Below are 22,273 nucleotides of genomic sequence, written 5' to 3'. Positions count from 1 at the left end.
GGCCCTCACACCATCTCCACGCCCCAACACGACTAGGCTAAATCTATGAGACGCGCAAAAATTGTTGCAACATTCGGCCCCGCAATCGCCAGCTATGAGAACACCCTCGCAGTGCTCGAGGCAGGCGTCGACGTAGCCCGGATGAACATGAGCCACGGCGACTACACCGTGCACAGCACCACATACGAGAACGTCCGCCGTGCGTCCAAGGAGCTCGGCAAGCCCGTCGGCATCTTCGCCGACCTGCAGGGCCCCAAGATCCGGCTCGGCAGATTCGCCGACGGTCCGCACGCCCTGGCACCGGGTGATGTCTTCACCATCACGATCGAGGACATCGAGGGTACGCAGGACATCGCATCGACCACGTTCAAGGGCCTGCCGCAGGACGTCCGTGTCGGCGACATGCTCCTCATCGACGACGGCAAGGTCGGACTGCGTGCCACCGCGGTCGACGATGTGAAGGTCACCACGGAGGTCGTCGTCGGCGGCATGGTCTCCAACAACAAGGGCATCAACCTGCCCGGCGTCGCCGTCAACGTCCCCGCCCTCAGCGAGAAGGACGAGGACGACCTCCGCTGGGCCATCCAGATCGGGGTCGACATGGTCGCGCTGTCCTTCGTCCGCGACGCCGGCGACGTCAAGCGCGTCCACGAGATCATGGACGAGGAGGGCCGTAGGGTCCCCGTCATCGCCAAGATTGAGAAGCCGCAGGCCGTCGACGCCCTCGAGGAGATCATCGACGCGTTCGACGCCATCATGGTGGCTCGCGGGGACCTCGGCGTCGAGATGCCTCTGCAGGACGTCCCCATCGTGCAGAAGCGCGCCGTCGAACTGGCACGTCGGTGGGCCAAGCCCGTCATCGTCGCCACGCAGGTCCTCGAGTCCATGATCGACAACCCCCGGCCTACGCGCGCCGAAGCTTCGGACTGCGCCAACGCCGTGCTCGACGGCGCGGATGCCGTCATGCTCTCCGGCGAGACGAGCGTGGGCAAGTATCCGATCGAGACGGTGCGCACGATGGCCGACATCATCGAGTCCACCGAGCGCCACGGCCTCGAGCGCGTCCCGCCGCTGGGCAGCAAGCCGAGGACCCGCGGCGGTGCCATCACGCGTGCCGCCGTCGAGATCTCCGACCAGCTCGACGCCAAGTACATCTGTACCTTCACCCAGTCCGGCGACTCCGCCCGCCGCCTGTCACGCCTCCGCCCGAAGAAGCCGGTCTTCGCCTTCACCCCCGTGCAGTCGACGCTCAACGCCATGTCGCTCATCTGGGGCATCCAGCCGAAGCTCGTCGAGTTCGTGGAGCACACGGACCAGATGACCGCCCAGGTGGACCGCGTGCTCTTCGAGCAGGGCCTCGTCGAGGTCGGCGACCTCGTGGTCATCGCCGCCGGTTCCCCTCCAGGACAGGCAGGTTCCACCAACTCCATCAAAGTGCACCGCGTCGGCGACATCACGGACGCGGGGCAGTTGCCGGACGACCACACGTCCTACGTCAAGGAGGACGTCGGTCCCTGGCCGCTCAAGAAGAAGTAGCCTGACCGCTTGGACAGACACGAAGACCCCCACCCTGATCGGGTGGGGGTCTTCGTGTGTTTGGTGAACGCGCGCCGCTGAGGACGGCTGAGGTCAGTTGACTTGGTTGATGATCGTCTCGGCAACCTCGCGCATGCTGAGGCGGCGGTCCATGGACGTCTTCTGGATCCACCGGAAGGCCTCCGGTTCGGTAAGGCCCATCTTGGTGGTCAGCAGGCTCTTCGCGCGCTCCACGAGCTTGCGGGTAGCGAATTGCTCCTGGAGGTCGGACACCTCGGCCTCGAGTGCCTTGATCTCCTCATGGCGGGACATGGCGATCTCGATGGCCGGTATGAGGTCTGCGGGGGTGAAGGGCTTGACGACATACGCCATGGCACCGGCGTCACGTGCGCGCTCGATGAGCTCCTTCTGGCTGAACGCGGTGAGCAGGACGACCGGGGCGATACGCGCCTTCACGATCTGCTCCGCGGCGGTGATGCCGTCCATGACGGGCATCTTGACGTCCATGAGGACCAGGTCCGGCTTGTGCTCCATGGCAAGTGCGACAGCCTTCTCACCGTTGTCCGCCTCCGCCACGACGTCGTAGCCCTCACCACGCAGGATCTCGATGATGTCGAGCCGGATGAGCGTCTCGTCCTCGGCCACGATGACCCGGCGAGCGGGTCCGGCGGGCGTTGATTCGGTGGATTCAGACACTGTTGCTCCTTGATGATGACGGCGTTCCGATGGGTTCGCGAAGGGTATGCTCCCGTTCCCGGAAACAGCCTAGCGGCATGTAGAGTGGATTCGCGCACCGGCGGTGAAGTGAGTCATCCCCTCACCCGGCCGGAGCGGGTAGGGCCCGAATGGCGGAATTGGCAGACGCGCTGCACTCAAAATGCAGTATCGAGAGGTGTGTGGGTTCGAGTCCCACTTCGGGCACCCATTGGATCGGGCGGGAGTCTTCCGATTCGAGCTGGGCTGCGTACGCGGCCTGTGAAGTCGAGTGACGTTGCACTGCCCGACGGTGAAGTCCTCCGGATGTCCAGCGTCCTGGCGATCTTCGACGAACTAGGTGTACCCGATGGGTTGCCGTTTGTTACGGACGATGACGGCTTTTCCTAGGGTTGCCAGTCCATCCGCTGGTGCATCTTCAAGTCATTCCATGGAATGGCCCTACAGTTCGAACATACGGGCACTCGGAGCCGACTCTGGTGGAGCCGAAAGCAGAACCGGCCGAGGCAACGCGACGGCCTGACGCCGTATCGCGATAGCCGTCCGAACGTCGAGGGAACCCTGTACTCCGTCCGGACGAGCGACTGGTTGTTCTGTCGACTACCGGACAGAGAACGTGGGCAAGGAAAGACCGGCTCAGGTTCGAGCGCAGAGGGCGCTTGAGCCCGATGCTGCCGGGCTGCATGCCACCAGGGGTAGGAGCGACAGGGCGTGCCGACAGGGGCGACGTGATCCCGGGCCCGCGTTCGAGCACTGGGGAGTGGGACAATCTTGTATGGTCCAGATCTCCGGTTCCCCCCGCCCCGAATCGGCCAGGCGACCTTGGTACACGGCTAGTCGGACGGTGGTCGTGCGGGCGCTGCTCGATGCGCAAGTGATACTTGCCGCGAAGGCCGCGCTGGCCGCCGGTATTGCGTGGGCGTTAGCGCTCCTGATACCCGGTGTTGCTGCGGAGTATCCGTACTACGCACCGTTGGGTGCCCTTTTAGCGATGTACCCGACCGTCGTGGGGACCGTGAAGCTGGGCCTGCAGACAATGACCGGTCTGGCAATCGGTATTGTGCTGGCCTACGCGGCTATGTGGGTGGGGAACCCGGGTTCATTCACCATATCTTTCGTCGTCGGGATGGGCGTGCTGTTAGCAGGTTTGCTACCCCGAACGGCTGGCGGCGGTTCGGGGATTGCCTCGGCGGGGTTGTTCGTCTTGATCCTTGGGAACAATGATCTGAGTTTTTCCTTCGGATACTTCGTTCAGATGATCGTCGGAGTTCTCGTCGGTCTTGGAGTCAGTACCCTTATCGCTCCGCCCTTGAACACTGACAATGCGCTGGGGCAAATGAGTGCACTGCGTCGGACCGCAGCACAGCAATTGCAGGACATCGGTCAGGCATTGGAGGAGAACTGGGTTGCAGGCGATCCACGGTGGGTCGAGCGTAGAGAGGAACTTTTCCACACCATGCAGGGGGCTCGGGAAGCCGTCCAGTATGCCGAGGAGAGTCGGAAAGGGAACGTCCGTCGTCGGTTCCACCCCAGGGATCTCGCGAAGGACTACGAGCACGTTGGGGCGCTGGAGACTGTTGCATTTCACACGCTGAACATCACCAACATGCTTGAGGATGCGGTGGAAGGGACGACGGATGAGGAACCTATTCCACCCGGACTCAAAAGACCGCTGCAGGACGCTTTCTCCGCGGTAGGGGACGTCCTGGAGTTATGGACCGTCGAGGAGAATGACGACCAGACGCTCGTGGGAGCACGACAAGCGTTACGGGTATTGGAGTTGAGTGCCTTCGAGGCAGCTACCCGAGAGCGACCGTTCGGCGCCGCCTCGTCGATCGCCATGAGTCTGCACCGGATACTTCACGCGGTTACTCCTCCATCGAAATACGGCAGTCCATGACCAACAAGTGGTAGCGGGAGTTCCGCACGTGCCCGTCCCGGACCTCACCTCGGTGGAATGCGTAGCGATGTCACCCGTAGGCAATTGCGGGCAGAGAGCGGGAGCACGATCTGATCGATTCCGTCCAGGCGCCACATCCGCTTCGGAATGATCACCGGCTCGAAGGAACCATCCAGTCTGTTGGAACCTTGATCTCGACCGGACCGACCTCGGTCAGTACCGTCGTCGCAGGATCAAATACACACCGTTACGGAGACAGTCCCACTAGTTGAGTCAGGTTGACGTGGCGGGTGGTCTTTCTCCGGTGGCCGGCTGCTTGACTCCCGGAGAAACTCCCACTCCCGTGCACGAGGCTCGTCGGTGTATCCGGCCGAGTCCGCGACACGAAGCCGGGACATCGTTAGGGTCCTTCAAGTATGCACACACGGACTTCAACATTTCAGGACGATGGACCTCACGATTACCAGTGGTTTGTCAGTAGATCCGAGTATGTATCTACGCATCGATGCGACGATCGACGTCGTCTTCAGCGAAATCACCCTTCCCCTCGCGGGCGTGAACTGGAACACCGTGATGCGGGACCGGGCTCTTTTACTGCGCGACGTCCTGGCACGACACCGTTGGACGATCGGCCTCATGGGGTCTCGGCGGCATCCGATCCTGCCGAGATGCCAGAGGCCGGTAGCTCCATGCGGGCTCGATGGTCTCAACGTCCTTTTCCGAAGCGGTTCCTGTGATCCTTCGCCATCACCGCATCCCGCGCCACCCGCTGGAACGATCGTGTGTGGTGCCGTTGATCGGCAACCTCCCGCCGCCGGTGCAGGCTCACAAGCTCCCGCTCCATCTTCCGGTAGCTCAGCCAGCGCCGCTCCTCCAACCTGCCGGACTCGACAGCGGCCTGTACCGCGCACCCCGGCTCAGGGTCATGCGCGCAGTCGCGGAAGCGGCACTCGTCGAACAGCTCCTCGATGTCTCCGAAGACCTCGGACAGGCCAGTCTCGGCGTCCCAGAGGGCGAAGCCGCGCAGCCCCGGGGTATCCATCACCACGGAACCGTCGCCGAGCGGCACGAGCTCGCGGGCCGTCGTCGTATGTCTTCCCTTTCCGTCCCCGGCCCGAACCTTGCCGGTGTGCTGTCGGCTATCGCCCACGAGGGCGTTGATGAGGCTCGACTTGCCGGCACCGGAGGGGCCGAGCAGGGCCAGGGTCTGCGCGGCGCCGATCCTCCCGCGTAGGTTCTCGAGGCCATCGAGGTCCTCGGCCGACGTCGTGTACACCTCGACGCCACGGGCACGGTGCACGGTCTCGGCGACCACGTCGTCGAACCGGGTACTGAGATCGGCCTTCGTCAGGATGACGAGTGGAATGGCTCCCGAGTCCCATGCCGCGACGAGGGTCCGTTCGAGCCGGTTGGCCGACAGCGGCCGGTCGAGGGGAACGACGACGCCCAGCAGGTCGATGTTGGCACCGAGGATCTGTGCCTCGGACAGCGGGTCGTACGCCCGCTTGCGCTGAAGCAGGGACGATCGAGGCAGGCATCCGAGCACTGAGCCGGCGGGTTTGATCGCAGCCCAGTCACCGGTGACGAGAGAGATACCGCCGTCGATGTGGACGATGCCCCGCCGGGACGCGGCGAGTACGCGGCCTCGGTCCGCGCGGATGATTCGGGCTGGTTCCGCGACGGTCGGAGCGGGGAAGTGGAAGGAGAAGAGACCGCCGATGCGGTCGGTGAAACCGTACTGCTCAAGAGTGTTCAACGTGGTTCCTCCGGGGGAGGCCTCCCCCGGCGCATTAAGGTGCGGAAGAAGGGGAGACGGGGTTCCTAGGGGTGGCAGCGCACAGCGCAACGACACTGACCTTCATGACTCCACCTCCTCGTCCCTCATCCGGTTCAGGCGGCCGGAGGACACACATACTAATCGCGTCCGGCACTACGTGACTAGACCAAGCACAGCCGGATGGTGCCCACCGCTCCGGATTGGAGAGTGGTGCCCACCGCAGCTCCGGCGTCACCCTCGGCATGACCGCACTGCTTATTCTCTTCATCGTCAGCACTACGCGCTGAGTCCCTGGGATCACCAGGCCCGGCTAGACAGATTGGCACGGAATGAATCAGGTCCGCGTTGTTGAATGGGCCCTGGATGCTGTCGAACCCGTTGGAGCGAATGGCTCTGGCCATGGTCGGATCGACCCCCGCCAGCTCTGTCGCGGGGCCTAACGGGTGCCACGCATCATTTGAGCCGGCTTCGAGGGACCCAGCGCGAGATCTCGTCCTGGCCTTCTTCGAGCGAGGGGACAGCCTGGCCTGCATTGAGAAGACCCGAACCAGCGTTACGGACGCCGCGACCGCCATGGTCTCACTGATCCTGACGACTTCGCGTACTGCTGGTTGGTTCTCCTGCTATGCCCTCCAACGAGTCGAGGAGTCTGCCGGCGACGAGTAGTACAGCTATTCGAGGCCGGGTGTCTAGCCCATGCTCACGCATTATCGCGGACGACGCAGAGGGTCTGAAAACTGAATATGGTACGAGAACGATGGCCTGAGGCGCGGTCGTGAGCGAAGTGTCCGGAAGAATCTTCGGAGGTACAGGAGTGCTGAGCGAGTATGTGCAGCAATGGAGCGCGATCCAGACCGTGCGGGCAGCGGACCTGCGGCCTGACGACGTCCTCCAGTCGTACTTCGCACTGGGAGGCGACGCCGACGAGCTCGAGGTGAAGGGATACCTCGCTGGTGTCGTGATACTTTCCGTGCCGGACCGCGACCTGCTCGCGCACGCCATCAACGAATTGCTGGACGGCACCGGTTCGATGGTTGATGGGGCTCACTACAGCGACCGCGACGCGACATCCTCCTCCGGGTACGGCGACTATCTGCGCACTCTGGTTATTTCTCCCGACGAATTCGATTTCACGGCCCCGTCCGTCGGTGACGACACCGCAAGCGCCTCAATCGGCACTGGTGCCCCTGCCTTGCTCGAAGCTGCTGCAGTAGCCGAAAGCCCTGATCTGGAAGAGGCCGAGTTCCGACGCCTCCAGGCGTTGCACGAGTCGGGGTTGCTCGAGACCGGGGCGGAGGAGCGCTTCGACAGGCTCACCCGGCTTGCACGGGACCACTTCGGGGTCAGCTCGTCCTCCATCGCCCTGATCACCGATGACGCTCAGGTCATCAAGTCCGTCACCGGACCCCTGGGCGAGGACATGCCCCGGGATCTTTCCCTCTGCGCGGTCACAATCGAGTTCGACCGCACCCTCGTCATCAATGACGCCAGCACGCATCCGAAATGGCGTCACCATCCGCTCGTGACCGGAGGTCCTCAGATCCGCTTCTATGCCGGGCATCCTGTGTGCACGGCCGGCGGGTGGCGTATCGGTACGATCTGCCTCATGGACGACCAGCCCCGTGCCTTCACCGAAGACGACCTGCAGGTCCTCCGGCGGCTCGCCGCGCAGGTACAGATGGAGATCTGGGTCTGAACCGTAAGCACGCTGAGTTTGTATTCCAACGCTCCCTCGGTACTATTCAGCAGACACCGGGGTCCAGCCAAAGGCCATGGTTCGGACAAGCACAGGAGTGACAATGATGAACCCTTTGCACCCAACCCAGACTGCCCCACTTCCCGCCTTGGTGCCCGACGTTTCTGACGCCCTGCCTCAGGACACCCTGCCTCAGGACGCTCTTTCCCTGGCCGCTGGCGACGCAGCCCAAACGCAGGAGCCGGACAGCGCGGCGCTCGATGAGGCACTTTCCGCAGATGACCTCGAAGCACTGTCGACCAGGCAGTTGCGGGTCATGGCGAACCAGGCTTACAGGCTCATGGATACCAGCTACCCGCCCTACGGTGCCGCGGACCGCTACGAGATGCTCGTAGAAGAACTTGAGTACCGGGCACGCCAGGCCACCGAACGCGGCACAGCGACGCAGACCCGAAACCGGCCCCGGGAGGCATTCCGCAACAACGCCCTGTACTGCCGGTTCGAATTATTCATCGACGGCAGCCTCGCCGCGTTTCTGAAGTACACGATGGACGGCGGTCAGGTCGTCCTCCTCGACGGTGCGGAGCAACCAGGATTCCGGGACCAGGGCGTCGACGCAATCCTCATGCGCCACGCGGTGCTCAACATTCACAAGCGGCGCCTGAACCTGGTCCCGCAGTGTCCGATGGCCTTCTCGTTCCTCGCCGACAATCCCGAATATCGGATTCTCATCGCCCAGCCACGGCAATAGCGCCGCCGGAAGAACTGAATCCCCGGCTCAAGCTCGGACGCCTGCTCCCAGCCCTAACGCCCATGAGGTCGTAACGGACCTTTGAGTCCGAAGCCGCACGCGTCTGCTCGGTCCTGCCGAAGACATGACGTCCTCGATGGAGCGCGCGAAGTTCTCCACGATCCGTGAGGGGTCACTAATTCACCGGCTGGCGCACCGACGACCTGACTCCACTGTGGCAACGTGTCATGTGATCCGGTGAGTGTCGATGCGCTCGGTACCGCTCGTAACACCGCTGCAGCACTCCGTCGGAGGCGAGCTCACCAGCGGGTGGAGCTTTTTCCCGGTAGGTTCCCCTTCGACTAATACGTTGCGGCCCGCCGCAACCCTTCGTTGTTGACAGAGCGGACTTGTGAGGGCAGGCTGGCTGCGTTGAGGGGCCGACGAGAGTCCCGCGTCTATCTTGAGGACTATTACTGTGGCTTTTCCTTCAATTGCGCACGTTGCTCTGACGGTGAGTGATCTTGCTTCCAGTGCGGCGTGGTATGAGCTCCTGCTGGGCGTTTCCCCGGTGCTCGACGAAGATGCGGGAGGCTTCTGGCATACGGTTTATCCTCTGGCAGGAGGGGCACTCCTCGGTCTACACGCGCATCCGGAGACTGACTCCGATGACCGTTTCGACGCGACACGAGTGGGGTTGGACCACGTCGGTTTCGGGTGTGCCAATCGTGAAGAACTGCAGGCTTGGCAGTCCCGACTCGACGAACTGGGCATTGCTCATGGCGGCATCGTCGACGCGGGGTATGGATCCGGACTGTCTTTCAAGGACCCCGACGGGAATGCCCTCGAGTTCTTTGCTCCGCCGTCGTAGGACCCGTTGGGCGTGCTCTTGCGCCGAGGTACCGTCCTGTCGCTGGTCGGCCCTGATTGCGGTGGCGGTTGTCGGCCTTGTCGGTGGGATCAGGTACCTGCGAGACGCGTTATCCCCGGTGGCGGTGCTTGGCCGTTTCTACGTCATGCTCGCCGCGGTCGCACTGTCGATCACTATGGAACCGTACGGTCACTGAGGTCGGATCGGGGCCCTTGTAAACTTCCAACCAAGCCAGGGGCCGGGTACGGCTGAAGACCGAATGGTGGACCTCACGTCACGTCACGGCGTAAAGGAATGGCCGCTAGAGAATCGCGCTGAGCGACCCTTGCTATAGCAGGCGTCTCTCTGCTTGACGGCGCGCGACAATGAGGGCCCCAGCGGCCTCTATGAGGAGAGGTAGCCCATGCTACCGAGGGCGCCAGCCCGAGCTTTCAAGGCCCCATGAGTGATACCGACACTGCCATCGCGTCGATGCACGCAATGGGTTCGGGCACCCTGACCGAAGGCGCGCTGTACAGTCGACGCCACCAACCGCGCCGCGGTTGACGAGCCGCCCGAGGCAAGAGGTACCGGTCCCAAAGCCTTCTACGCCACCGCATGCTGGATGCGTAGCGCGTTCTCCGAGCTCGCCTGGGACATACACAATGTTGTCCGAGATAGCGACCCGGTTGTTCTGCGCACCACGATGTCTGGCCACCAGACAGGGCCGTTCGTGACTTACGACAATGACGCAAACATCAAAGTCGTGTTCCCAGCACGAGGCAAACGATTCGCGGTCACCCAGACGCACTGGTTCCGCATGCGTGAGGGCAAGATAGCCGAGCACTGGGCCAACCGCGACGACCTCGCCATGGCTGAGCAACTCGGCTGGACACCGCCGACCCCGCTCTATCTCTCCCGCATGTTGCTCAGTCGCCAACGCGCCCGACGCGCTGCCAAGGAGTCATCGCGCCCGGGCGACATTGAAAAAACTTCGAATTGAGATGTCTCATCCTGCTGGTTCGGAAGCGGAAGGGGTGGGACGCTCTTGACGTCGTTACGGTCACGGCTATCGTCAGGGGATGGAGCGCGTGACGGGTGCCGGTGGCATGTTCTTCCAAGCCAGGGATCCGGATGCTCTGACTCGGTGGTACAGCGATCATCTGGGCGTTGATGCTCCGCCCGGGTCCTACGGCGTTTCGTCGTGGAGACAGGAGGCTGGGGCTACGGTGTTCGCTGCACTGCCTGTTGGATCAGAGCATTTTCCGGCCGGAACGGCGTGGGCTGTGACGTTTCGGGTGCGGGACCTCGCCGCGATGGTCACTCAGCTCGAGGATGCAGGCATACCTGTCAGGCGTGACCCGGTGAGTTATCCGAACGGGGTGTTCGCGGACCTTCAGGATCCGGAGGGGCACGCCATCCAGCTCTGGCAGGCTCCCGTCCGCGCACACATGGATGACCGGCCGGGAGCAGTGCCGACGCCCGCGGCGGCACTGCTCCCGGGTCCTCCGGTTGACCACCTGTCGGCGCGAACGTGAGGGAGTGAGCCTATGACCGACCTGGAAACCCTCGGTCCCTCGACGCGTGCTCATCAATGAGCACGTCGAAATAGGTGATGACGTCCAAGGTCGGCCCGCCACATGATCGAGTGTGGCGGGCCGACCCAGCAGTTGCTGCATCTCAGCCGCATCAGTGCCTTAAAACGCCTTATGCATCCTTACCCTTGAGGTGACGGAACGTCATGGCTTTCAGCCACCGAGGATTCGACGCAGCCACTTCACGCGAGCCTCTCGCGCTTGTGCGGACAGTTGCGCTTTGGGCGCCAACGTGGCGAATCCATGAAACCCGCCTGGCCATACATGCAGTTCCGCGATCCCGCCGTGCTCCCAGATCCTCGTTGCGTAGGCGACGTCCTCGTCCCGAAAAACTTCCGCTGACCCACAGTCGATGAAGGTTGGCGGCAGGCCGGAAAGGTCGGTCGCTCGCGAGGGAGCCGCATAGATCGAAACGCCATCAGTCGTGCGCCGATCACCGAGCAGAGCATCCCATCCTGTGTCGTTGCTTCCCCTGTCCCAAACTCCCATCCCGGATATCTGGTGGCTTGATGACGTTTCATTGCGATCATCGATCATCGGATTGATGAGCAATGAACCTGCTATGACCGGGCCGCTTTCGTCCCGCGCTTTCAAACTGATGCCTGCGGCGAGTCCACCACCAGCGTTTGCACCAGCAACCACCAACCGATCGCGGTCGAACCCAAGCTCCTCAGCATGTTCGGACATCCAGACCAAACCCGCATAACAGTCGTTGACGGGAGTGGGATCAGGAAATTCGGGGGCAAGGCGATACTCGATCGAGACAACGACCGCGTCGAAACGCTCTACCCAGTCCAGGTATTCGTCCGCGCCGGTGAATCGATCACCAAAAATCATGCCGCCGCCGTGCACATGAAAGATACCCGGTCCTTCCGCCACGTGCCCGTACCTGGTGAAGATCGACACGACCATCTCCCCATCCTGGACGGGAATCGATTTCTGCTCGTGCTTGATCGCGCGTCCGTTCAGAAGCGACGTGATCGTCGGCACTGGAAGACCTATACGCATAGTGGGAATCCGGTTCGCTGTGATGGTCGATGGCATCACATCCTTCAGAACTGTGAGGGCTGTTCCGAGTTCCACATCAAAGGGCGGAGCAACACGTGGTGTTACAGGCATTTCGACCTCCATTGGTCATACTTCAATTTGCTAGTTCATTGAGTCAGCGCGGTCGTAAGCGGAACCAATACCGCCACAATCGCGCAAACACTACTCAACTCACCGCTGGCTGTGTCAACCAAGCGGGAGGGTAGGTGATGTCAGAGAGCGTTGACGCCTGCCTCGGCGACGGACTGGTCCTGTTCTCCGGTGCCGCCGCTGACACCGAGGGCGCCGACCACTTCGCCGCCACGGGTGATGGGGATACCGCCGGCGAAGATCATGATCCGGTTGCGGTTGCTGGCGACGATGCCGTAGTACTGCTGGCCGGGCTGGGAGTTCTCGCCCAACTCCTTGGTTTCGATGTCGAAGGCTCGGGCGGTGAAGGCTTTGTTGATGGAGATGTCGATACCGCCGAGCCAGGCGCCGTCCATCCGGGCGTGGGAGATCACGTTGCCGCCGACGTCGACGACGGCGATGTTCATGGGCTGCCCGACCTCCGAGGCCTTGGCCTCGGCTGCATCGATGATGGTGCGGGCATCCGCGAGGGTCAATGTCGAAATAGTCATGCCCTCCGTTCTATCCCTATTCCTGCACGGGCACAATCACCCGCTACCGTCTGCCCTGCTTTACCGACGCAGGGCAGGATGGCGGGCAGCCAGGAATCCCTTCTGGTAGGAACAAGGCGGAGTAGTCATTAGAAGGTTCAAGAGCCTGCCACTGATTCTGGTTTAGGTCACACCTGTGAGTGCCTGTGAGCTCATTGGGCACCCCAGATGGGGAACAGAATGCCATCCATGAGATGACTAAGTGAGACAGCGCCTCCGTTGTCATAACGCTAGAACGGGGACGGTCGGCTGAAGTCCTTCAGGCTGTTGAGAGGACTCGGGACTCACCCGCCATCGGGTGATGAGAACGCGCACCGCTGCCCCGGAGTCCACCCGGTCCTGATGACCGACCGGCCCCGCCCGCGAGGCTGGTCGTGCGGTGGTTTGGGCTGCTCGGGGCGCCGCTATTAGACGAGTGGGGTGTCGACGAATTCGGCTTTGGGGCGCCGGGGTAGGTCGTCGATGAGTTCGTTGAGGGCTAGGGCGATCATGTTCCGGTCACCGAGCGGAAGTGGGTACATACCGTGGAGGTAGGCGTCGAGCTCGAAGGTCTCGAGGGTGCCTCCGACACTGTAGTAGTGGGCCCAGAGGTCGTTGACAGAAAGGTCTGCTGCGCGCGCTGCTAGCCAGGTGCTGTGTTGTTGCGTGTGCTGGGTCATGGTGATGCCTGCTTAGGCCTGTGACCGGGAAACGATTCATGTCCGTGCTCTTGGAAACACCACTGGAGAACCGGAATAGCCCCAGGAAGACACTTAGTGTGACCAACTTTACCTTCTGCACACGGTGGTCGTGCGGTGGTGGACGTCCCAGCACCGCACACCGGTGTCTTGGACGTCGGCTATGCCCTGGCGCTGGTTGCTTTCAGGGAAGGTGGGGTCAGAGCGCTCTGAAGAGGTCCAGGAGTGCTTCGGTGCGGGGTTGGTGTTGGTCCTGATGGGTGAGCGTCAGGGCGCGGTCGATGATTTCCTGCGAGATGACGACGACTTTGCGGTTGGTTCGCTGGCTGTAGGAGCTGATCCGGTCGAAGGCTTCGGTGGCGCTGAGGCCTGCGCGCCCCATGAGGATGCCCTTGGCTTGTTCGATGACGGCCCGGCTGAGTGCGGATGCGGCGACGGCTTCGTTGGCTAGCTGGTGGCGGTCCGCGTGGATGGACTGGGTGAGGTCAACGACCAACCCCCATACCCCGGTGGGCTCGGTGTCCTGAACGATGAGATCGGCGCTCAGGAGGACTTTGTGCACACGTCCGTTGAGGTCGCGGATGGATGCGTAGATCGATGAGGGCCCACCCCTTGTTGTCACGCTGGTCCAGAAGGCCTGGACGGCGTCCCGGTCGGCGGGTTCGATGTGGGACATGCCGAGCTCGAGGGTGGGGACGACGTCGCCGCGTTCGTAGCCGTGAATCCGGTACAGCTCATCGGACCAGTGGACGACGCCGTCGGCGAAGTAGTGTTCGACGGTGCCGGTGGGGCAGTCGACAAAGTATTCGATGCTCGAGACAACGCCGGACAGGGATACAGCGGGTTCTGTGGTGGAAGTCATGGTAAGGCCGTTCGACGTGCTCGATCCGGGCTGATGTCTTAACCCGCATGCAAAAACAACAGAGTAGCAAGAACACCCAAATGACTTGGCCGTTGAGGCCGTCGGCGATGTAGGCGTCGTGATTGGTGAACCAGAACTCAGGCAGGTTCTATCGCAGCACTCGTACCGGAGAATCAAACCCGGATAGGCAAGTGCGCAAGGCGGTCTCGACCTGAGGACACGACACATCAGATACTTCGGGCACCAGACTGGCAGTTGAGCCTCGTCGGGCCGGACGAGCACTCCCGGGCAGGTGTTCCCGCAGGTACATTGGGGCCATGGCCAGCGAAGCGATGATCCTCGATGTCGACGGACCGGAAGGCGTTCGGCACGTCCGCCTGTCGAGTCCGTCCCGGGTGCTCTGGCCTCAGGCAGGTCTGACCAAGCTCGATCTCGCCCGGTACCTCATCGACGTCGCACCGGCATTCCTTCGAGCGAACGGCAGCCGCCCCGTTTCCCTGCAGCGATTCGGCGGCGACGTGGACGGCGATTTCTTCTTCAGCAAGAACCCGCCGAAGGGTGCCCCCGACTACGTGCGCAGTGTGACGGTCACCTACCCGAGCGGACGGGCGCACCCACAACTGGTGCTCGACGAACCCGCGTCCGTCATCTGGGCGGCGCAGATGAACACCGTCGTCTTCCATCCCTGGGCATCCCGCGCCGAGGCATCGGACCTCCCGGACGAATTCCGGATCGACCTCGATCCGCAACCCGGCACGAGCTTCGACGACGTCGTCGCTGCTGCTCTCGAACTGCGGACCGTCCTCGGCGAAGCGGGCCTCACCTGCTTCGTGAAGACCTCCGGCAACCGGGGGCTCCACGTCTTCGCACCCATCGAACCGATGCACGAGTTCCTCGACGTGCGTCGTGCCGTCATCGCTGCCTCGAGGGAACTCGAGCGCCGTATGCCGGATCGCGTGACGACGGCGTGGTGGAAGGAGGAGCGCGGCGAGCGCATCTTCGTGGACTACAACCAGGCGAACCGCGACCGCACGATGGCGGGCGCCTACAGTCCGAGGGCCCTGCCGCACGCTCCCGTGTCCTGCCCGGTCACCTGGACGGAACTGACCGATGTGGATCCGGCGTCGTTCACCGTCGCGACCGTGCCCGAGCGCCTGCAGACGGTCGGCGATCCCTGGGAACACATGCACGCGGAGCCAGGACGGATCGATGTCCTGCTCGCCTGGTGGGACCGCGACGTCGAGCGTGGGCTCGGCGAGCTGCCGTTCCCTCCGGATTTCCCGAAGATGCCCGGCGAGCCCATGCGGGTGCAGCCGAGCCGCGCACGTACCCGCGACTGATCCGCGCTGTCAACGGTTCGGCCCGTCCGGCGTCGCCGCCCGCACCGGCTCGCGGCGCTGGTACAACAGGAAGGTACTCTTCCGTGCCCCGGCTGAGCCGGGCCTGACGTCGTGCCGGTCCGCACCCGGCCCCTGGGAGAACCATGAAGAAGACCGTGTTGTCATCGACCCTCCTGCTGCTGCTCGTCACCGGGTGCGGTGGTAATCCCGCCACTGGACCGGAGCCGGCAGGGCCGACCCCGAACCCGGCACAGACTGCGACGGAGCAGGCTGCGGCGCCGTCGGACGCCCCTTCCGTCGAGGGGCTCGTGGACGCCGGCAGCGGCACATTCGCCTTCCTGATCGACCAGGCAAAAGGCGAGGTCGTGCTGCCGGCCGAGGCGCCGGAGGACGTCGAGGGCCTTCGCTCGGAACTGGGGGAGGACGCCGTGACCTATGCACTGGTGACGGTGCAGAACCCGGAGGGCGGCCTGCCCCTCGACCTGGAGGCCGTGACCGTTTCCACCCCGGGGGGCCAGGACCTGGAATTCCGTCCTGCCACGGCCGTGATCGAGGAGTGGGGGGCGGCGGCGAACGGCGGGGAGTCCAATCCGGACGTCGTCGGGCTGGTGGAGAAGTACAGCGGGGGAGCCGTGCCCGGAGATACGAGCGAGCTCCTCATGATCGGTACGTTCCCCGAGCTTCCCGACACCGTCACGACGGTCCTGGTGCAACCTGCAGGTGGCGGCGAACCGGTGGAGGCGACGGTACGGCCGGAGTCGTGACCGACGCCCCCGTCACGGCGACCCGCCGAGTAAACTTGCCGCATGCCGAGTTCCGAGCGCGCCCGCACCGCGGTAGTCATCGAGGACGACGACGACGTCAGAGATCTGCTGCACACCGTGCTGACCGGCTCGGGTTTCCGCGTTCACACCGCGCCGGCCGGACTGGCCGGGGTGGAAATGGTCCGTCGCCTCATGCCGGACGTCGTCACGCTCGACGTCGGCCTCCCGGATATCGACGGTTTCGAGGTGGCCCAGCGCATCCGACGGTTCTCGAAGACCTTCATCGTCATGCTCACGGCACGAACCGATCCGTCGGACGAGAGGCGGGGCTTCGAAGCGGGCGCGGATCGTTACCTCCGCAAGCCTTTCCGGCCCGCCGAGTTACGCCGCCACATACAGGAAGGTATGGCGACGGCGGACGGGCCCTAGTGGGAGCGGGCGCCCGCCTGGCTCACGAGGACCGGCCTGTTCATCGCATCCGACGCCAGCCCGGTGACGACGGCGAAGACACCCTTGTGAAGATAGTCGATGGCTTTCTCGCCCGCCGGCCACAGGGATGGTGCTGCGCCCGCTCCCGTCGCGTTCTCCAGCGTCTGGTCGAACGCCAGGCGCACGACTGCGTGGGCGGTTGTTGCCGAGGGTCCGCGGATGCCCGTCACGGACCAGACACCCCGGAGGGCGCCGAGGGCGGCGCCGGTGAGCCAGTGCATCGCGTGGTTCCACACCGGGTAGTCGTCGGAATCGCTGGTAGGCCTGCCGGCCAGGATCCGCAGCGTACGCGCGGGGATGTGCGAGTCCTGGCGGCCCGTCATGCGCTGCTCGACGAGTTCACCCGCCGTCATGGCCGCCGTTCCGACGAGGCCTGCTGCAACGCCGTACAGCGCAGCGCGCCCGATAGCCCTGAGGCGTGCCGCCACTAGTTGTCCTTCCCGCGCGCATCGTCCCCGAGGTCGGTGTCGATGCCGTTGTTGTCGTCGTAGTTCCCGGTGTCGGTGCCGGTATTGTCGCTGTCCTTGTTGCCGAGGTCGCAGCCGCCGAGGAAGATCGTGCTGGCTGCAAGGAGGGCTGCGATGGACTTGAGTTTCTTGTCGGCCATGGTGGGCTCCGTCCTGCATGCGGGGTGATGGGACGGCACTGCGCCCTCCCAACTCAACGGTAGGGAGGTGGACGAAGCGGCGGCAACGGCAAGACTGTGCCGGGTCCAGCTTGCAATATCCGGCCGTAGGTCCTTAGCCGGACAGGACACCGTGGCGCCGCATCAGCTGCGGGCGTCGCGGATCATGTTCGTGATGCGCGCCGTCGAGAGCCGTCGCCCCTGCTCATCCGTCATCACGACCTCGTGTGTGGTGAGGGTCCGCCCGAGGTGGATCGCCGTCGCCGTGCCCGTCACGATCCCGGTATCGACGCTGCGGTGGTGTGTGGCTCCCACCTCGATACCGACGGCCTGCCTGCCCGGACCAGCATGAAGACCGGCTGCGAACGAGCCGAGGGTCTCCGCCAGGACCACGTGCGCGCCGCCATGCAGGATCCCTGCGACCTGCTGATTGCCCTCGACCGGCATCGTCGCCACCATGCGCTCCGCACTCATCTCCTGGAAGACGATCCCCATCTTCGCGGTCAGGGCGCCCACGCCGTACCGGCCCAGCCAGCCATGCATCTCCACCGGTACGCCCGCGGCGACCAGCTCGGCCAACCGCTCCTCCGAGGGTCCCTGGGCGGCGTCGGATCGGGTGCGCTTGTCTGTCATGGCAACTAGGCTGGCACCTGTGAGTGAAACAACCAAACCTGCTGCCACCCTGACCATGGCCCCTCCTGTCGACGGTGAGCCGGACGGGTCACCGGCCGTGTCGGCCGAGGCGGCCGCGGCGGCGGGGACGTCACCGGCCGCGCCGGTGAGGCGCGCTGACGGCTCGCGCAACAGGCTCCTCGTCATCGACGGCCACTCCATGGCCTTCCGTGCCTTCTACGCGCTTCCGCCCGAGAACTTCTCGACGGACACCGGACAGCACACCAACGCGGTGTACGGCTTCACGGCCATGCTCATCAACCTCATCAAGGACCAGACGCCGAGCCACGTGGTGGTGGCCTTCGACCTCGACACCCCCACCTTCCGCTCGGAGGAGTACACCGAGTACAAGGGCGGGCGCTCGAAGACGCCCGAGGAGTTCCACGGGCAGGTGGACCTCATCATCAAGGTCATGGAGGCCATGCGCATCCCGACCATCTCGATGGACGGGTACGAGGCCGATGACATCCTGGCCACGCTGGCGACCCAGGCCGCCGCCGCGGACTGGGACGTGCAAGTCGTCAGTGGTGATCGCGACGCCTTTCAGCTCGTCAATGATCGCGTCACCGTGCTGTATCCCAAGCAGGGCGTGACCAACATCCCGCAGATGGACGCTCAGGCCATCGAGGAGAAGTACTTCGTTCCCCCGCACCAGTACTCCGACCTGGCCGCGTTGGTGGGGGAGAGCGCCGACAACCTGCCCGGCGTGCCGGGCGTCGGTCCGAAGACGGCGGCAAAGTGGATCAGGCTGTACGGCGGACTCGAGGGCATCCTCGAGAACCTCGACAAGATCGGCGGCAAGGTCGGCGACTCCCTTCGCGCGAACATCGAGGACGTGAAGCGGAACCGCCGCCTGAACCGGCTCCTCACCGACCTCGAGCTCCCCGTCGACCTCGACGCGATGGTGTCGCAGCACCCGGATCGCTCGGCCGTCGAAGACCTCTTCGATTCCCTGCAATTCAATACCCTGCGCAAGCGCCTGTTCGACCTCTTCGGCGAGGAGGAGTCCGAGGAGGAGGGGGACGAGCAGAGCGCACCTGCCCACGTGCTCCTCGAGGACGCCGACGGGCTCACCCGATGGTTCAGGACCACGAACCAGGCGCAGGCCTCGGTGGCACTGGCGACCGAGACGACCGCGGGAGCCATCGACGTCGTCGGGATCGCCGTCGTGACCGGCCTGCATGCGGCATTCATCCCGCTCGAACCGCTCGATGCAGCTGCGGAGAAGGTCCTCGGTGACTGGCTGTCCGCGACGGATGCGCCGAAGATCGTCCACGACTTCAAGACCGTGTTCAAGCTGTTGGCCGCCCGGGGGTTCGTGCTCGCGGGAGAGGTGGACGACACCGCGATATCCGGGTACCTCATCCAGCCCGACCGCCGCAGCTACGACCTGGCGGACCTCGCCCAGTACCACCTTCGCCTGTCCATCACCGCGTCCGCGAACGATTCGTCCGGGCAGCAGGCTCTCGACCTCGGCGGCAACGACGTCGCCTCTCCCGCCGTCGTGGCGGCCTATGCGGCTCTGCGCCTGAGTGAGCACTTTGCCGGTCAGCTCGTGGAGCGGGGCGCGAACCAGCTGCTCGGCGGGCTCGAACTGCCGTTGGCCGAAGTGCTCGCCCGCATGGAACTCACCGGGGTGGCTGTCTCGGTCGACGGGCTGGATCGACTCCTCGATGATTTCTCGAAGACCATCAGCGCGGCCGGGTCCGAGGCCTACCGGATCATCGGCAAGGAGATCAACCTCGGTTCGCCCAAGCAACTGCAGATCGTCCTCTTCGACGAACTCGAACTACCGAAGACCAAGAAGATCAAGACCGGCTACTCCACGGATGCCGACGCCCTGACCGATCTGATCACGAAGACCGGTCACCCCTTCCTCGAGCAGCTCCTCGCCTACCGCGACGCCACCAAGCTCCGTCAGACGGTGGAGGGCCTGCGGAAGGCGGTGGGCGACGACGGCCGTGTCCACACGACCTACCTGCAGACGGTCGCCGCGACGGGCCGCCTCTCCTCGACGAATCCGAACCTGCAGAACATCCCGGTGCGCTCGGACGAGGGACGCCGTATCCGGGAGGTGTTCGTCGTCGGGCAGGGCCGGAACGGCGAGAAGTACGAGAGCCTGATGACGGCCGACTACTCCCAGATCGAGATGCGCATCATGGCGCACCTGTCCGGTGACGAAGGGCTCATCTCCGCCTTCCAGGAGGGTGAGGACCTCCACCGGTTCGTGGGATCGCACATCTTCGGGGTGGCTCCCGAGGAGGTCACCAACGCGATGCGGTCCAAGGTGAAGGCCATGTCCTACGGACTCGTCTACGGGCTCAGCTCGTTCGGGCTCTCGAAGCAGCTCAACATCTCCGTGGATGAGGCACGCACCCTGATGCGTGATTACTTCGAGCGCTTCGGAGCGGTGCGGGACTACCTGCGCGGCATCGTGGAGCAGGCCCGCAAGGACGGCTTCACCTCCACCATCGAGGGGCGACGACGTTACCTGCCGGATCTCTCGAGCGACAATCGGCAGCTCCGCGAGATGGCGGAGCGTGCGGCGTTGAATGCTCCCATCCAGGGCTCGGCGGCGGACATCATCAAGAAGGCCATGCTCGGAGTCGACGAGGCGTTGACCCGCCGGGGGCTCTCCTCGCGGATGCTGCTGCAGGTCCATGACGAACTCGTCCTCGAGATAGCCGAGGGTGAGTCCGAGGAGGTCGAGGCGCTCGTCCGCGAGCAGATGGGCAGCGCGGCGGACCTCTCCGTTCCACTCGACGTCTCCGTGGGCACGGGGGCCAGCTGGCACGAGGCCGCGCACTAGGGCTTCCGGAGGGAAGCCCGGCTAGGGTGGTGCGGGTGAGTGAGACGACGACACCAGACCTGCAAACCCGCATCTTCACGCTCGGCCCGGACGAGGACCCATCGGCCGACGGGCGCTTTGCCAAGTGGCTGAACGCCGAGGGGATCGGTTTCCACGAAGGTACCTTCGACCCGGAGGACATCCCGCTCTACCTGCAGGCCTACCGGGCGGACGAGCGCGTGCTGTGGGGCGTCCACGACACCGCCCAGCCGGCCGAAGCCCTCGATGCAGATTTCCCGGTTGCCACCTACGGCACGATGGTGCACACCCTGAACGTCGGCGCGGCGCTCATCGACGCGCACCAGATCACCGCGGTGACCGTCCGAGCCAGCCACCGGCGCCAGGGAATCCTGCGGTCGATGATGACGAGGGACCTGCGCGAGGCCCGGGAACGGGGGCTTTCCGTCGCCATCCTGACGGCATCGGAGGCCACGATCTACGGCCGATTCGGGTTCGGCTGCGCCACGCTCACGCACTCGATCGAGGTGGATGTCCGGGAACGCTTCGAGGTGACCGCCCGCGCGACCGGCACGACGACGCTCGTGGCGCGGGAGCATGCGGTGCGCCTTGCGGAGCAGGTCTTCAGCGCTTTCGACGCCTCGACCTTCGGATCCGTGGGGCGGCAGTACGCCTATGCGCGCCGGGCCTCGGGCGAGTGGGGCCGGGAGCGCCCGGTCGAGGACAGGGCCGTCCGCCTGGCCGTGCACTACGACGCAGCCGGCACGCCTGCGGGATACGTGACCTACCGATTCGCGGGCTGGGAGACCACGCCCTATACCGTGAAGGTCGTGGACCTAGTAGCGAGTACCCCCTCGGCCTACCTCGAGCTGTGGCGCTATCTCGGTTCCCTCGACCTGGTGCAGGTGGTCACCTGGGACGAGGCCCGTCGGGACGATGCCCTTCCATGGGCCCTGCGGGACCGGCGCTGTTACGGTGTCAAGGGCACGGACGACGTCCTCTGGGTCCGCATGCTCGACGTGCCTGCCGCGCTGGGGCAGCGGTCGTACCGGGGCAGTGGGAAGATCGTCCTCGAGGTCCTGGACGATCTCGGGCTGGCGAACGGGTCCTTCTCCCTGGTTGTCGCGGACGGGGTCGCGGTGGTCGAGCAGCTCGAGGGCGCGCAGACTGCCGATGTCACACTCACCGTCAATGCCCTCGGCTCGCTGTACCTCGGCGGCGTGCAGGCCTCCACCCTCGCGGCTGCCGGCGGTCTCACCGCCCACACCGACGACGCGGTGGCGCTGCTGGATGCACTGTTCGGACTCGCGCAGGAGCCCTACTGCATCACCCACTTCTAGTTCCGACGACGACGCTCCCGGCTGCGCCGCCGGCAGGGACATCTGCTTTGACGGTGTTGGGGGCCGCGGATAGACTAGACAGGCGCGTGGTGCGCCCTGGCGGGTTCCGGCAACAGCCGACGTCCTCCCGGGAGCACCACCACTCCTGAATCTTCCGAGGTTCATTCCATTTCGTCCACATCCGGACATCGGAA

At 64.4% G+C, this 22,273-nt stretch carries 20 protein-coding genes, 1 tRNA gene and 2 pseudogenes; 13 read left to right on the top strand and 10 right to left on the bottom strand.

Annotated elements, in window-relative coordinates; all coding sequences use genetic code 11:
• The first annotated feature begins 45 nt into the window (after positions 1-45).
• The gene (pyk, locus tag RCH21_RS09850) at positions 46-1,536 is read left to right on the top strand and encodes a pyruvate kinase (protein ID WP_326964223.1); all 1,491 of its coding nucleotides are present in this window, start codon (positions 46-48) and stop codon (positions 1,534-1,536) included.
• A gap of 93 nt (positions 1,537-1,629) precedes the next feature.
• Here pyk and RCH21_RS09845 read toward each other — a convergent pair whose 3' ends face one another.
• Positions 1,630-2,232, bottom strand: a complete 603-nt coding sequence (locus RCH21_RS09845; RefSeq protein WP_120149038.1) for an ANTAR domain-containing response regulator — start codon at positions 2,230-2,232, stop codon at positions 1,630-1,632.
• Between the two features lie 143 nt (positions 2,233-2,375).
• Between RCH21_RS09845 and RCH21_RS09840 the strand changes: the two genes are divergently transcribed.
• Positions 2,376-2,457 (top strand) — tRNA-Leu (locus RCH21_RS09840).
• Positions 2,458-3,100: 643 nt separating this feature from the next.
• Positions 3,101-4,150 (top strand): FUSC family protein, encoded by a 1,050-nt coding sequence (locus tag RCH21_RS09835; protein ID WP_326964222.1) that lies wholly within the window; start codon positions 3,101-3,103, stop codon positions 4,148-4,150.
• Positions 4,151-4,195: 45 nt separating this feature from the next.
• On the opposite strand, the pseudogene RCH21_RS17180 reads toward RCH21_RS09835, so the two are convergent.
• Both RCH21_RS17180 and rsgA read right to left on the bottom strand, forming a co-directional pair.
• Positions 4,196-4,373 (bottom strand): annotated as a pseudogene (locus tag RCH21_RS17180) (transposase); the annotation flags it as partial.
• A gap of 483 nt (positions 4,374-4,856) precedes the next feature.
• Positions 4,857-5,906, bottom strand: coding sequence for a ribosome small subunit-dependent GTPase A (gene rsgA / locus RCH21_RS09830; RefSeq protein ID WP_326964221.1), 1,050 nt, complete (start codon positions 5,904-5,906; stop codon positions 4,857-4,859).
• A 796-nt stretch (positions 5,907-6,702) separates the two neighbouring features.
• Here rsgA and RCH21_RS09825 point away from each other — a divergent pair.
• From RCH21_RS09825 to RCH21_RS09805, 5 genes and pseudogenes are all read left to right on the top strand, one after another.
• On the top strand, positions 6,703-7,623 hold the full coding sequence (locus tag RCH21_RS09825; protein WP_326964220.1) for a GAF domain-containing protein: 921 nt from the start codon (positions 6,703-6,705) through the stop codon (positions 7,621-7,623).
• Between the two features lie 103 nt (positions 7,624-7,726).
• Positions 7,727-8,374, top strand: coding sequence for a GNAT family N-acetyltransferase (locus RCH21_RS09820; RefSeq protein ID WP_326964219.1), 648 nt, complete (start codon positions 7,727-7,729; stop codon positions 8,372-8,374).
• A gap of 457 nt (positions 8,375-8,831) precedes the next feature.
• Positions 8,832-9,224 (top strand): VOC family protein, encoded by a 393-nt coding sequence (locus RCH21_RS09815; RefSeq protein ID WP_326964218.1) that lies wholly within the window; start codon positions 8,832-8,834, stop codon positions 9,222-9,224.
• A gap of 550 nt (positions 9,225-9,774) precedes the next feature.
• Positions 9,775-10,206: pseudogene (locus RCH21_RS09810) on the top strand (ester cyclase); the annotation flags it as partial.
• A gap of 79 nt (positions 10,207-10,285) precedes the next feature.
• Complete coding sequence (locus RCH21_RS09805; RefSeq protein ID WP_326964217.1) at positions 10,286-10,741, top strand: VOC family protein; 456 nt, start codon at positions 10,286-10,288, stop codon at positions 10,739-10,741.
• A gap of 210 nt (positions 10,742-10,951) precedes the next feature.
• Here RCH21_RS09805 and RCH21_RS09800 read toward each other — a convergent pair whose 3' ends face one another.
• The 4 genes from RCH21_RS09800 to RCH21_RS09785 form a co-directional block, all read right to left on the bottom strand.
• Complete coding sequence (locus tag RCH21_RS09800; protein ID WP_326964216.1) at positions 10,952-11,929, bottom strand: alpha/beta hydrolase; 978 nt, start codon at positions 11,927-11,929, stop codon at positions 10,952-10,954.
• A gap of 128 nt (positions 11,930-12,057) precedes the next feature.
• Positions 12,058-12,465, bottom strand: a complete 408-nt coding sequence (locus tag RCH21_RS09795) for a GlcG/HbpS family heme-binding protein (protein ID WP_326964215.1) — start codon at positions 12,463-12,465, stop codon at positions 12,058-12,060.
• Positions 12,466-12,911: 446 nt separating this feature from the next.
• Positions 12,912-13,163 carry a hypothetical protein gene (locus tag RCH21_RS09790; RefSeq protein ID WP_326964214.1) on the bottom strand — a complete coding sequence of 84 codons (252 nt, stop codon included), beginning with the start codon at positions 13,161-13,163 and terminating at the stop codon, positions 12,912-12,914.
• Positions 13,164-13,380: 217 nt separating this feature from the next.
• Positions 13,381-14,043: a PAS and ANTAR domain-containing protein gene (locus RCH21_RS09785; protein WP_326964213.1), complete on the bottom strand. Its 663-nt coding sequence runs from the start codon at positions 14,041-14,043 to the stop codon at positions 13,381-13,383.
• Positions 14,044-14,360: 317 nt separating this feature from the next.
• On the opposite strand from RCH21_RS09785, the gene ligD reads away from it, so the two are divergent.
• The 3 genes from ligD (at position 14,361) to RCH21_RS09770 (ending at position 16,576) form a co-directional block, all read left to right on the top strand.
• Positions 14,361-15,383: a non-homologous end-joining DNA ligase gene (gene ligD / locus RCH21_RS09780; protein WP_326964212.1), complete on the top strand. Its 1,023-nt coding sequence runs from the start codon at positions 14,361-14,363 to the stop codon at positions 15,381-15,383.
• 143 nt (positions 15,384-15,526) lie between these two features.
• Positions 15,527-16,147: a hypothetical protein gene (locus RCH21_RS09775; protein WP_326964211.1), complete on the top strand. Its 621-nt coding sequence runs from the start codon at positions 15,527-15,529 to the stop codon at positions 16,145-16,147.
• A gap of 42 nt (positions 16,148-16,189) precedes the next feature.
• Positions 16,190-16,576 carry a response regulator transcription factor gene (locus tag RCH21_RS09770; protein WP_326964210.1) on the top strand — a complete coding sequence of 129 codons (387 nt, stop codon included), beginning with the start codon at positions 16,190-16,192 and terminating at the stop codon, positions 16,574-16,576.
• Here the strand turns inward: RCH21_RS09770 and RCH21_RS09765 are convergent.
• From RCH21_RS09765 to RCH21_RS09755, 3 genes are all read right to left on the bottom strand, one after another.
• Positions 16,573-17,064 carry a hypothetical protein gene (locus RCH21_RS09765; protein ID WP_326964209.1) on the bottom strand — a complete coding sequence of 164 codons (492 nt, stop codon included), beginning with the start codon at positions 17,062-17,064 and terminating at the stop codon, positions 16,573-16,575. The two genes, RCH21_RS09770 and RCH21_RS09765, sit on opposite strands and share 4 nt — an antisense overlap.
• Positions 17,064-17,243: a hypothetical protein gene (locus tag RCH21_RS09760; RefSeq protein WP_120149024.1), complete on the bottom strand. Its 180-nt coding sequence runs from the start codon at positions 17,241-17,243 to the stop codon at positions 17,064-17,066. Before RCH21_RS09760 ends, RCH21_RS09765 begins: the two co-directional genes overlap by 1 nt.
• 162 nt (positions 17,244-17,405) lie before the next feature.
• Positions 17,406-17,894 carry a hotdog fold thioesterase gene (locus RCH21_RS09755; protein ID WP_120149023.1) on the bottom strand — a complete coding sequence of 163 codons (489 nt, stop codon included), beginning with the start codon at positions 17,892-17,894 and terminating at the stop codon, positions 17,406-17,408.
• Between the two features lie 199 nt (positions 17,895-18,093).
• Here RCH21_RS09755 and polA point away from each other — a divergent pair, with 199 nt between their 5' ends.
• Together polA and RCH21_RS09745 are read left to right on the top strand one after the other, a co-directional pair.
• Complete coding sequence (gene polA / locus RCH21_RS09750; RefSeq protein WP_326964418.1) at positions 18,094-20,742, top strand: DNA polymerase I; 2,649 nt, start codon at positions 18,094-18,096, stop codon at positions 20,740-20,742.
• Between the two features lie 35 nt (positions 20,743-20,777).
• Positions 20,778-22,079: a GNAT family N-acetyltransferase gene (locus RCH21_RS09745; protein ID WP_326964208.1), complete on the top strand. Its 1,302-nt coding sequence runs from the start codon at positions 20,778-20,780 to the stop codon at positions 22,077-22,079.
• Positions 22,080-22,273: the final 194 nt, after the last annotated feature.

The organism is Arthrobacter sp. PL16 (assembly GCF_035985055.1).
GTDB lineage: Bacteria > Actinomycetota > Actinomycetes > Actinomycetales > Micrococcaceae > Arthrobacter_D > Arthrobacter_D cheniae.
The sequence above is the reverse complement of the archived record's forward strand: the minus strand, read 5'-3'. Positions and strand labels throughout refer to the sequence as shown.